General features: G+C 42.2%; 8 protein-coding genes. 3 read left to right on the top strand and 5 right to left on the bottom strand.

The genetic code is table 11. The annotated features are described in order from the left end of the window. The first annotated feature begins 463 nt into the window (after positions 1–463). The 3 genes from rsmD to LNTAR_RS12890 are packed head-to-tail and all read left to right on the top strand — an operon-like array spanning position 464 to position 5,556. Complete coding sequence (gene rsmD, locus LNTAR_RS12900; protein ID WP_007279150.1) at positions 464–1,021, top strand: 16S rRNA (guanine(966)-N(2))-methyltransferase RsmD; 558 nt, start codon at positions 464–466, stop codon at positions 1,019–1,021. After that, positions 1,022–1,633: a hypothetical protein gene (locus tag LNTAR_RS12895; RefSeq protein WP_007279149.1), complete on the top strand. Its 612-nt coding sequence runs from the start codon at positions 1,022–1,024 to the stop codon at positions 1,631–1,633. It abuts the gene before it with no gap. Continuing rightward, on the top strand, positions 1,630–5,556 hold the full coding sequence (locus LNTAR_RS12890) for a DEAD/DEAH box helicase (protein ID WP_007279148.1): 3,927 nt from the start codon (positions 1,630–1,632) through the stop codon (positions 5,554–5,556). The genes LNTAR_RS12895 and LNTAR_RS12890 overlap by 4 nt, the downstream gene beginning before the upstream one ends. A gap of 4 nt (positions 5,557–5,560) precedes the next feature. On the opposite strand, the gene LNTAR_RS12885 is transcribed toward LNTAR_RS12890, so the two are convergent. Genes LNTAR_RS12885 through LNTAR_RS12865 form a run of 5 tightly spaced genes read right to left on the bottom strand, consistent with a single transcriptional unit; the run spans position 5,561 to position 11,818 of the window. Further along, positions 5,561–6,532, bottom strand: a complete 972-nt coding sequence (locus LNTAR_RS12885; protein ID WP_007279147.1) for an ABC transporter ATP-binding protein — start codon at positions 6,530–6,532, stop codon at positions 5,561–5,563. Next, entirely contained in the window at positions 6,525–7,517 is a 993-nt protein-coding gene (locus LNTAR_RS12880) for an ABC transporter ATP-binding protein (protein ID WP_007279146.1), read from the bottom strand. Before LNTAR_RS12880 ends, LNTAR_RS12885 begins: the two co-directional genes overlap by 8 nt. After that, complete coding sequence (locus tag LNTAR_RS25745; RefSeq protein WP_007279145.1) at positions 7,504–9,576, bottom strand: extracellular solute-binding protein; 2,073 nt, start codon at positions 9,574–9,576, stop codon at positions 7,504–7,506. The genes LNTAR_RS12880 and LNTAR_RS25745 overlap by 14 nt, the downstream gene beginning before the upstream one ends. Continuing rightward, on the bottom strand, positions 9,573–10,775 hold the full coding sequence (locus LNTAR_RS12870) for an ABC transporter permease subunit (protein ID WP_007279144.1): 1,203 nt from the start codon (positions 10,773–10,775) through the stop codon (positions 9,573–9,575). The genes LNTAR_RS25745 and LNTAR_RS12870 overlap by 4 nt, the downstream gene beginning before the upstream one ends. Continuing rightward, complete coding sequence (locus LNTAR_RS12865; RefSeq protein WP_040914851.1) at positions 10,775–11,818, bottom strand: ABC transporter permease; 1,044 nt, start codon at positions 11,816–11,818, stop codon at positions 10,775–10,777. Before LNTAR_RS12865 ends, LNTAR_RS12870 begins: the two co-directional genes overlap by 1 nt. Positions 11,819–11,864: the final 46 nt, after the last annotated feature.

Here is an 11,864-nt window from a genome sequence, read left to right as displayed (position 1 = left end):
CTGAGTTTAGCACTTTATGTATAAAAAATCAAATTTTCACTAAGGATAGAGCGGTATGAGAGTGTGATTTTATAGATTTTTAACGATAATGAAGCTCTTGTTTTACGTTTTATGGTGAGTTATCTAAGATTGAAGCTCGATAAGAATGAGCGGAGTCTGCAAAGCCTCACTTGTCAGAGTCTAAACTCAAGGCATATTGCAAGAATTTTAGAGAGAGATGAATGTTTCAAATAAACGCAGAAGACATGTTACTGATTTATTGTGTGCTGATTTTAGCGCTCTTATCTGGCTTGTGGTTATATAATGAGCTTAAACGGGCAAAGCCAAAATCAGATTTATCGATGGAGCGATTATGCCGCTGTAAGAACTGTTCACACATATATCTTATTTCTCGTTATGAAACGATGTCGCGTTGTCCGCAATGTGATGACTTGAATTACATAACTGATAGGACCAAGATTTAATGCGTATTATTGGTGGCGCGGCTCGTGGTATTCAATTGGAAGCAGGAGATAATCCTGCTACACGTCCCACTACAGATCGTTTGAAAGAGACTTTATTTAATATAATAGGTTGCCTTGAAGGTGATGTGGTAGCCGATGTTTTTGCGGGGTCTGGAGCCTTGGGTTTAGAAGCCTTATCTCGTGGTGCATCAAAAGTCTATTTTATAGAAAATGATTTTAGAACGATGAAAATCATTGAGAGCAATTTTGAGAAAGTCAAAAAATCAATGTCAGGCGACTGCGGTGAGGTTGAATTCGTATGTCAAGATTGGCGTCAGGCTTTAGCTCAAATCAACTCTGAGATAGATGTCCTAATTTCTGACCCCCCCTATGGAGAGGATAGTGAACTCGCATGTGAGCTTTTGAGGAGTGATGAAATTTTAAAAGCAGGGCATGAAGAAACATTTGTCGTTTTAGAACATATGACGAGAAGTAAACTTGAGTCAGAAAATTGGAAGAAATTAAAAACCAAACACTGCAATCCAACAAGTTTTTCATTTTACAAGAGAGATTTATAAATGGATAAAATGGAACCTAACGATGAATGGGATGAGTTTGATTGGGAGCAAGTTATGCGCCAATCCGATTTGTACGCCCATAAATATATGGCGCTCTTCAAAGATTATGGTGAGGTTTCAGGTGCTGATGAGCATATTATGGACCAGCTCAAGGAATTTCAACTTCCCGGAATGGACGAGGATGACTTTGATTTTGAGATCGAAAGTGAACCTTTTGATCCAATAGAAATGAACACGCCAGCTTATTTTTATGAAAGAGATAAATCTTATTTATTATTGCGGCAAGTCTCCATCGGTTGGTGCAATATTTTTTCGACCTTATTAATTGAGCATGATCGTGCTTACGGGGTAAAAATTATTTTTCATCTAGGGCGAGCTCTTGCGTATTACCAAGGAGCCTTATCTGACGGTCAATATGAATTGCCTGCTTCATTTATTTCTGCAGGAAAGCGCGCTTTGCAAAATTTAAACATAGCTCTCGGGCTCATTGAAGATTTGGGTTCAGAAAATAAACGTTACCTAACGATTACCACTGCCATGAGGGGTCACTTGCGACAAGTGCATGATGCCATGGTCGATCATTTGACCAAGTTGCGTTCCGAGAAAAAATGAAACCGCTTGGTGAAAAGTGGTTGATCTATAAAACTCAACTGAGTCAGTTACAAGTTTATATAGTTAAAATATTTGCTACATGTCCTCAGTATTTTTCGCCTTTTCAAGTCGCTAAAGTATTGCGAGATGCGCAAATTGATGGAGGTTTACCCTTAACTACCGGCGTTATTAAAGATGAAATCAAAAGTTTGCGTGAATTCGAAATTGATGTGTTTTCCTTTTCTAATAATTTCTCAAGTTCATTTCAAGTAGAAGTCTTATTGGAAATGTCTGATGAGGGGCAGTTAGATAAATTCTATCAAGATTTCATTGGACCTCAATTAGCGATGATTCGTTCTTGGGACTTAGCGGAGAAAAGGATTTACTTACGCTTCTTTTACTTGTCGGGCAAGAATCCTGACGAAATGAAAAAAGGCGTCAAGTTTTATTCTAAAACACTCATTAAACCGCAATGTGAAGGGTTTTCCTATACTTCAAAAATCAATCCACAGTTTATAGAAAACTTTTGGTATGAATTATTAGCCGATGAATTTTTTACTGGGCCAATGGAACGTGAGTATGAGCAGGATTTTAATGAATGGCTGGAACAATCATCAAGTTTAAACCAAGTCTACCATTTAGCAAAAGCTTTGAAGACTCAAGATTTTGTTCGTTTAAGAGACTTAGTGAATAGTTGGCAAGGTGAATTGGGGCGAGAATTAGTCGATGCTTTCGATCACTTTTTTCGAGCGAATTATCGAGAAGCTTCTAGAGTTTTTGCGCGTTTCGCAAAAATTAAGCTAGATAAATGGACTCAGTTCCCTAACGCGATTGATGAAATTTATCTACGCTGCTTGAGTTTGAGTGGCCTGCGCGGAGATCGCAAATCCTTAGATGGGAGGCAATTAAATAATTCTCATAAAAAAGCTTTGATGCATGTGAATGAATATCGTGAAACAGGTCAGTTACCGCCTTTTAAAGAAATTACTCTTCAGGGTAGCGAAATTACTTTTTATAAAGCTTTAAGACTTTTTATGGAGAAGCGAAAACTTTCGGATTCTGAACTAGAGAACTGTGTATATCTTGCTGAGGCAGATAGAGAAGATGTCGTGCTTTATCGCGAGTGGTTGTCATTATTGAGTTTAGCAAATGCTAAAATAAATGAAGTACAATTACAGGACTTAAATAAGCGCCTTTGTTTCCCGAGTTTCGCCTCTTTTATCGAAGTGAAAGAAGAGTGGGAGTCTGGCCTCGAATTCATAGAGAAGTTCTTTTCTAATGACGAACAAAAGAGAGTTGTATGGCGCTTTACTCTAAATGAAGCGGGGTGGGATTTACGTCCATTTGAGCAGAAAAGAGGCAGGTCAGCGTGGCTGAAAGGTAAGCAAATTGCATTTGATAAATTGCAGCACAAAAGTTATCTCAGTGAATTAGATAAGCAGATCCTCTCTAATATAGTTTATCAGAGTGGAAACTATATTGAATGGACGGGAAATGAAGTCCTCGAATTGGTTTCAAGACACCCTCTGTTATTTGATAGCTATGACTTAGATAAAGCAGTGAGTATAGAGATAGAAGAGGGTGGGGTTTGCTTAGATGAAAGCGAGAACTTTTTTATCTTAGATCTCCCTGATGAATATAAGCGCAATGTGATTATTAAACGTTCAGGCCCCTATAAATACATTTACTACCGTTTTCCTGAAAGCTTATCAGAAGTCCAAGAGAAGCTGGGAGATGAAGGCTTGAAGATTCCAAAGACTCAAGGTGCTCGCATAAGAGCTTTATTACCTCAGATTAGTCAAAGCATGCCAGTGATGAGCAATTGGCGGGATGAGGCAGAATCAAAAGCCCACCTCAGTGAATCCCATAGCGATATTCGCATAGTCGCAGAACCAATGGATGAAGATGAGGGTGTAAACTTTCGTTTGCGAGTTCCTGTTTTTGGGTCGGGTACACCTGAGTTTGTCCCAGGAGAAGGTCCAGTGGTGATATGGAAGGATGGCAAACAATGTGTGCGTGACATAGATGCAGAAAGAAAGAAGCTGAGAGAAGCTTTGTCCCTAGTTGATGGATTGCCAGTACTCGAAGAAGATGGTTTTTTAGCCCTTTATGATCAACAAATGGCTTTAGATTTCTTAATGGCCTTGCATCAACAAGATTTTGATATTTTTTGGCCTAAAAAAGCTTGGTCGGTTAAACAGTCCAAAGGACGATTAACCGTTAAAATTGAGAAAGATGCCGATTGGTTTAACTTGTACGGTAAAGCCGAGTTTGATGGTGATGCTTTGCACTTCTCAGAATTATTCGCCAATTTATCTAAAGAAGGTTCGTACGTGAAGTTGAGTGATCAGCGCTTCATCAAGTTGAGTCAACAATTGCAAGAACAGATTCAGGTAATGCAGGCGAACCTCGGGGAATATCACGGAGCCTTGGGTTTTCCAAAGTTAAGGCAGAGTGAGATGGCTCGAGCATTAGCGGGGGTTGAAGATAAATTTTTACCCCAAAATTGGGATGCGGATGTCAGTAAACTGCGAAAAATTTTTAGTCGTCATTTTATCTTTCCCAAAAATTTTAAAGCCGAATTACGGTCTTACCAAGAAGAAGGCTTTCAATGGTTGAGCCGTATGGCTGAATGGGGAGCGGGAGCTTGCTTGGCTGATGATATGGGTTTAGGTAAAACAGTTCAGGCATTGGCGGTCTTATCGGCGCGCGCTCATTTAGGGCCTAGTTTAGTCGTGGCTCCGACATCTGTGTGTGGTAATTGGCAAGAGGAAGTGCAGCGATTTGCTCCGATGTTGAAAGTTCAGATCTATGATTCCACTTTTGCGGAATCCGCAATGGAAAGCTTAGATGAAAATGATTTGTTGGTCTGTTCATACACTATGTTGCAACGTGATGTGGAACTGATTTCGAAACGTCAATGGAATGGCATTGTACTCGATGAAGCTCAGGCGATCAAAAATCCGCAAAGTGGTCGTTCAAAAGCGGCTCGGTCTTTAGAAAGTAAGTTCAAAATTGCCACCACGGGTACACCAGTTGAAAATCATCCTGGGGAGATTTGGGCTTTATTTGATTTTCTCAATCCAGGTTATCTTGGAAGTCAGACGAGCTTTGGCAAAGAAATTAATTCTGCTGGAGTGAGTCAGGCAATTAATGGTTTAGGCGAGCGCTTACGTCGCCGCGTACAGCCATTTATTTTACGTCGACTTAAAAAAGACGTTTTGAAAGATCTTCCCGAGCGGACTGAAATTAATTTGCGAATTCCGCTAAGCCCCGATGAACGAGGTGTGTATAATGGCCTGCGAGCCCGTGCCTCTGATCGTTTGGGTAAACGCGGCGGTGATCGCAATGATAAGTTCTTTATACTTGAAGAAATAACACGTCTACGTCAAGCGGCCTGTAGTCCTTCTTTGTTAGATAAGCAATTTAGTGATCAAAGTGCAAAACTTAAGCGTTTTATCGAGTTAGTGAAAGAGTTAAAAGAAGCTGGGCATAGAGCTTTAGTTTTCTCTCAGTTCACGAGTTTCCTCGATTTAGTCGAAAAAGCTTTGGCTGAAGAGGATGTCGATTTTTTACGCTTGGATGGAAGTACGCCTGCAAAAAAACGTCCACAATTGGTGAAGAAATTCCAAGTAGGAAAGAGTTCTGTTTTTCTCATTAGTCTCAAAGCAGGGGGCTTTGGTCTTAATTTAACCGCGGCTAACTATGTTATTCATCTCGATCCTTGGTGGAATCCTGCTGTTGAGGATCAAGCCACTGATCGTGCTCACCGTATAGGCCAAGAAAAAGCTGTGACGGTTTACCGACTGATTAGTGAGGGAACGATCGAAGAAAAAATTCTTAAACTCCATGAAAGTAAGAGAGAGTTGGCCGACTTTATGCTAGGCAATCAAAATCAATCAGCAAAGATGTCGGCTGATGAATTACTGCGACTTTTGAACTAATTTTTTAGTCTTCCAAGAGGTGGCAGGAAACGAGATGCTCATTTTCTGAAGAGCTATAATTAATCAGCTTTGGCCTTTGTGATTTACATTTTTCAGTGGCATGTGGGCAACGCGTGTGAAAATGACAGCCTAAAGGAGGACTGAGAGGTGAAGGAACGTCACCTTGAAGGGCTTTTGCCGTTTTCTTACGATTAGGGTCGGCTTGAGGGATGGACGAGATGAGAGCTTGAGTATAGGGGTGGCGTGCGATCTCGAATAAATCATCCGTCTGAGCACTTTCTACAATTTTCCCTAAGTACATGACAGCAATTCGGTCAGAGACATGACGCACCACAGAGAGGTCGTGAGAAATAAAGATATAGGCTAAATTCATTTCTTTTTGTAGGTCCATAAGCAAGTTGAGTACTTGAGATTGAATGGACACATCTAAAGCGGAAACGGCTTCGTCGCAAATGATCAGCTTTGGCTCCAGTGCAATGGCACGGGCAATACTAATGCGCTGACGTTGACCACCCGAGAATTCGTGAGGGTAGCGATGGTAGGCGTCTTCTTGTAAACCCACTTTATCGAGAAGTTGAAGAACGCGTAGCTTTCGTTCCTTGGCATCTTTACCGATATTATGAATTTCTAGGGGCTCCTCAATAATTCTGCCGACAGTGTGGCGAGAGTTAAGAGATTCGCCGGGATCTTGGAGGATGACTTGGAGGTCTTTGCGAACATCGCGAAGTTGCGTGACCGACATATCCGTCAATTCTTTACCATCAAAATTTACTGAGCCAGCAGTGTTTTTGTAAAGCTGTAAGATGGCACGACCAAGGGTGCTTTTTCCACATCCAGATTCACCTACGAGACCAAGTGTTTCACCCGCTTGAACACGGATGTCGACCCCATCTACGGCAAAGACACTAGCCACTTGACGACGTAAAATCCCTCCGTAAACAGGGAAATGCATTTTGAGGTTTTTTACATCAAGCATCTTGATCTTCTCCCATCGCTTTTTGGCAGTCGGGGCACCATTCGATCAGATGATCGGGCGCAATTTCTCTTATTTCGGGACGCTGATTGAGTGATTCTTCCGAGTGCTCAAAACCAGAACGAGGACCAAAGCGGCAGCCATCTTTAAGTTCTTTTAAAGAGGGGACAAGTCCTTGAATAGTTTCGAGTGGAGTTTTTCTCACTGAGTTGAGCTGTGGCAAGGACTTGAGGAGCGCTTTGGTGTAAGCGTGTGCGGGTTTCGCAAAAAGTTCTTTCACTGTGCTGTGTTCCACCATTCGCCCCGCGTACATGACGAGGACTCGATCACAGTTTTCTGCGACTACACCTAGGTCGTGAGTAATAAAGATGATCGACATATTATTCTTTTTCTGAAGCTCTTTCATCAATTCGAGAATTTGGTCTTGAACCGTGACATCTAAGGCAGTGGTCGGCTCATCGGCGATGAGAATGTCTGGTTCGCAAGAAAGTGCAATGGCAATCATGACTCTTTGCCGCATTCCCCCGGAAAGTTGATGAGGGTATTCGTGCATGCGCTTTTCTGGTGCGGGGATGCCTACTTTGGTAAGCATTTCTACGGATCGATCCCACGCAACATTTTTCGACATGGCTGGGAAGTGAAGAAAAAATGTTTCCATAAGCTGTTTGCCAACACTGTGTACAGGGTTGAGAGCCGTCATGGGTTCTTGGAAAATCATCGAGATTTTATTACCTCGAATTTTTAGCATGTCATCAGCAGGTAGATTCAGGAGGTTTTCTCCATCTAGCAATACCTCGCCGGAACTTTTTCCCATGGGTTTAGGGAGGAGACGTAGGATAGAGAGCGCACTCACGCTTTTGCCCGAGCCCGATTCGCCTACAATACCTAAAGTACTCCCTTGGGGAAGGTCAAAAGAAAGTCCATCCACAGCAGTTACCGTGCAATCATCGATTTCAAAGGTGGTAGTCAAGTTCTTAATGCTGAGCATTTTTGCCTCCGCGATATCGTTCATCTTTGATGATAGCTGGGATATCGTAGATGATTTCTTTCTTTTTCATCTTTTCTAAAAGTTCTTTTTTCATTTTTGGATCAATCCAAAAAGTCCCATATTTATCCATAAGCATTTCATTCGAGGGAGTAGCAATGAAATCGGGATATTTGACCCAACGCCAGGCGGCTTGGCGGAAATAAGGGACTTTGTAGGTAGGGATGGTAGCGGCAAGTTCAAAGAGGCGTTCTTCTATTTGGTGAGCCAGTTTGATTCGAGTTTCTGAATCTAAGGCAAAGCGGTATTTATCAATCATTTCGCTGACTTGATCATCGTCTAAATTAGAAAGGTTGTTCCGTTGGTTTTTATGAGCATTTTCTTTGTGGAATTGACTTCGGTATTTGGGGCGAAATCCGGCTCCCCAGCCATTCCAAGCGATTTCATGTTCATTAGAAAGCATGGCTTTGAATACTGCGGTACTATCAAAGTTATCAAGTGCCAAATGGAGTCCGAGTTTACGAGCTTCATTTTGTAGAGCTAAAATTCGTTGCGTATGATGAGGGGCGGCGTAGAGGATCTTAAAGCTGAGTCTTTCGCCTTTCTCGTTTACACGGATACCGTCTCGGCCAATTTTGCTATAACCCGCTTTTTCAAAATACTCAACTGCTTTTTTCGGATTGAAGCGCCGAGCTTTGATGTTAGGGTTGCTATAATCGCCATAGCCTTCGTTAAAAGTTTCTGAACGCTCGTAATCACCGTAAAGAACAGTGTCAATCATGTTTTGAATGTTGAGGGAGTAGATGATTCCAAGACGAAGGTTGATGTCCTTAAGTTTGGCTTTGTCTAGGTTGAAATTAATTTGTGAAGAGCCTTGGGGCTGTTGAGTGTAGAACCAGATTTTTTGCATGTAGCCCATGTCGACTGGGTCCATGTATTTGGCCTTAGAATGCCAGTAATTTGGTAGTATCAAGCCAAATTGATCGAGCTCTCCAAGTTTGAATTTCTCAAAAGCTAAGTTGTTGTCTCTGATAACTGTATAACGGATGTAGTCAACATTATAACGATGTTTATAAAATTTCTTGTCCTTTGCCCACCAGTTTTCATTGCGTTTAAAGACGACTTCTTTGCCCTTGATGTAGGAGTAGATATTGTAAGGGCCAGTTCTCGGTTGGATTTTCCAGTTGTAGGTGTTGACCCAGTCGGGCTGAACATCTTCAACAGTAATTTCGTAAGTGGGTTCTTTGGGTGGTTTTTCGTCTTTTGCGAGGGTTTCTAATGCCTTATTGTGTTCCTCAAGTAATTGAGTGAGTTCTGTTGGGACTTCTTTGCCATCACGTTTGAGGTAAGACAGGGCACGATTAGCGGGGTAAGTTTTACGGATCTCGCGAAGTTCACCATAGAAATGGTAGGGAAGGGGAGGGATGGTTCCTTTGAGGACTGTGTCAGCCATGGCAGAAGGCAGTACAACAGCCATGCGGTGATCACTGAATTTGAGTATATCAACTAGCATGGTTGAATAATATTGATTGTACCAGGGAGCAACAACACCGGGACTACGCATAGCTTTTAAGCGAAAAATAAAGTCGTCTACTGTAATGGGGACTCCATCATCCCAAGTCGCATCAGGGTCGATTTCAAAAAATATTTTTGTACGGTCTTTGGTTACCGCCCATCGTTTTGCAATCCCAGGCATGAGTTTATTGGTTACGGGATGAATTTCCACAAGGTCAATGTCATTATCATCCATCAAGCCTCGGAATCCCGAGTTTGACTCAGGGCCAACTTGGCGAAAATTAGGGGGGAAAGATTGCATATAGGCTTCCCAAGTGCCCCCTTTTGTGGCTTGAGGATCACTGAAGGTTTTTTGTTCACTTCCATCGTGCCATTCTAAGTCTGCAGGCCATTGTTCTTTTGTTATTGGAAAGGGTGTTGGTTTACTTAGAGAATGATCAATTGCACGGACTTCACGCATAAAAGTCTCTTTACGCGATGCCAGAACAATGATAGTCAGTACAGACGCAAAGAATAAAGTGAGAACAACTGTTAAATATTTTTTCATTCGTAATGGGAGATCTTTTTTGGGTCGTAAGCTTGGCGGATGCCCTCGCCAATGGCATTGATGAGGAATAAAACGAGGACCATGGCAACAACAATAGAGGTGACAATCCAAGGAGATTGAATATTATCAGTGCCAACTTTTATCAAGCCTCCCCAGCTGGGATAGTCTTTAGGAAGTCCATAGCCGAGGAAATCAAGTGAAGTTAAACCAATAATGGAACCAGAAATTGAAAAGGGAGCAAAAGTTACGAGCAAGGAGATAACATTAGGTATAATGTGCTTAAAAACGATACGTGTTTTGGAGGCTCCACATGCGCGGGCGGCGAGAACGTATTCACGAGCTTTCTCTTTAAGTGTGGCCGTTCTCATGTACCAAGTGAGTCCCATCCATCCAAAAGAGGCATAGATCCCTATCATCGCCCAGAAGCCCATGGTAAAGCCTTGTGCTCTTAAAACCGCTGCAATGATGATGATAATGTAAAGGAAGGGAATGTTTGAGAGTACTTCAATGATACGTTGCATGATGAGGTCGTACCAAGATCCTAAGTAGCCCATGGCGCAGCCTACAGCGACTCCAATGACGTAGTTGACGATTAAGAGCATGAGTGCAAAAAGTATGGCAATGCGATAGCCGTAACTCAGCTGTGCTAAGATGTCTCTTCCCGTATCATCGGTTCCCAAAAAATGTCGAGAAGGTAAATCGGGAGGTAGAGGATGGTATTTGTTCTTGTCTATCTCACCAAGCGCTTTGTTACGTTCGAGTTTTAAGGAATAAATCGTTTCTTTTTGTGTAGTCGAGTTATTTGCGAGTTTCACAATTTTATTATTGTACTCTAATTCGGTTTCTTTGAGTTTTTTGTCGATGGGTTCTCGGTCAATTTTGTCAATGCTTCTGTAGTGAAAAGGGACAAAAGGCATGATGACCCAATTGCCATCTTCGGGTTTGGCTCTAAATGATTTTTGCAGTTCCAAATAGTTGGCTTCACTTTGGTTCTCAAGGCCGAAGTTTTTAGCGGGGATCGCACTTTGTAGGAAAGGGAAATGGAGCTCTCCATTGTATTTAACGGCAAGTGCTTTGTCGTTAAAGAACAATTCTGAGCAAAGTGAGATTAAGGTGAGGCCAATAAAAAACTGTAAGCTAATAAGAGCCATGCGGTTATTGCGGAATCGTTGCCAGCGCTGTTGGTTAATAGGGTTCATTAGTCAAACTTCACTCTTGGGTCTACGTATGCGACACAGATATCGGAAAGTAAGTTGCCGATCATTTGTAGGAGGCATGAGATTGCGAGAATCCCCATGACGACTTCAAAATCGCGATTTTCTAAAGAATTAAAGCCCAATAAGCCGAGGCCTTCAATATTAAAGACTTTTTCGATGAGAAAAGAACCACTAATAATGAGTGATATACTATTGCCAAAATGCGTAGCTAGAGGAACGAGGCTATTGTCTAAGGCATGGCGAAAAACAGCCTTCTTGTAGGGGACGCCTTTGGCTAAAGCTGTTCGAATATAGTCGTAGGAGAGGTTGTCTAGCATGGTGTTTTTGACGAGCATGGTCATGAAGGCGAAAGATCCGATGAGGTAGCAACTCATAGGGAGGGCTGCGTGATGTATGAGGTCGTAGATTTTAGCTGTGAAACTCAAGGAATCAAAATTATCCGAAACGAATCCGCCGAGAGGGAACCATTGCCACTGTCCCGCAAAGTAAACAAGTAGAATTGCTCCAAAAGCATAGCCGGGAATGGCGTAGGCCACAAAGACGAAAAATGAAGAGAGGTTGTCGACAAAACTTTCATTTTTTAAAGCTTTTATAACTCCAAGGGGAACACAGATCCCATAGATAAAAAACATCGATATCACGCCATAGAAAATAGAGATGGGCATGCGGTTGATAATGAGCTCAGAAACGGGTTCGTTATAAGTGGCTGACATGCCGAGATCACCACTTAGCGTTCGGCCTAGCCAAGAGAAGTAGTCCGCCCAAGCGTTATCGCTAATGTTGTACTGAGCCATGAGGGCAGCTTTGTCTTCTGGAGAGAGTTCGCCAGTGGCAAATTTGTCGAGTTGGTCGTTGTAAGCATTTGATGATTTGGCACCTTCTTGAAGGTTGGCCATCATTATACGTTCTTTGGCTCGCTCTATGGGGCCGCCCGGAACGCTACGACAGAGAAAATACACGAGGATTGTGATCACCAAAAAAGTGGGGATCATGAGCAGTGTTCTTCTAAGTATATAAGTTCCCATGCTCTTAAGTTTCAGCCATGCAAAATAAGTTAAAGTCCTAGAGCTC

The organism is Lentisphaera araneosa HTCC2155, assembly GCF_000170755.1.
GTDB lineage: Bacteria > Verrucomicrobiota > Lentisphaeria > Lentisphaerales > Lentisphaeraceae > Lentisphaera > Lentisphaera araneosa.
Note: the sequence above shows the minus strand (reverse complement) of the source record. Positions and strands in the feature narration are given on the sequence as shown.

Excerpts from the sequence above, each read along its gene's own strand:
- rsmD (WP_007279150.1), top strand. The coding sequence starts at position 464 with ATGCGTATTATTGGTGGCGCGGCTCGTGGTATTCAATTGGAAGCAGGA.
- LNTAR_RS12895 (WP_007279149.1), top strand. The coding sequence starts at position 1,022 with ATGGATAAAATGGAACCTAACGATGAATGGGATGAGTTTGATTGGGAG.
- LNTAR_RS12890 (WP_007279148.1), top strand. The coding sequence starts at position 1,630 with ATGAAACCGCTTGGTGAAAAGTGGTTGATCTATAAAACTCAACTGAGT.
- LNTAR_RS12885 (WP_007279147.1), bottom strand. The coding sequence starts at position 6,532 with ATGCTTGATGTAAAAAACCTCAAAATGCATTTCCCTGTTTACGGAGGG.
- LNTAR_RS12880 (WP_007279146.1), bottom strand. The coding sequence starts at position 7,517 with ATGCTCAGCATTAAGAACTTGACTACCACCTTTGAAATCGATGATTGC.
- LNTAR_RS25745 (WP_007279145.1), bottom strand. The coding sequence starts at position 9,576 with ATGAAAAAATATTTAACAGTTGTTCTCACTTTATTCTTTGCGTCTGTA.
- LNTAR_RS12870 (WP_007279144.1), bottom strand. The coding sequence starts at position 10,775 with ATGAACCCTATTAACCAACAGCGCTGGCAACGATTCCGCAATAACCGC.
- LNTAR_RS12865 (WP_040914851.1), bottom strand. The coding sequence starts at position 11,818 with ATGGGAACTTATATACTTAGAAGAACACTGCTCATGATCCCCACTTTT.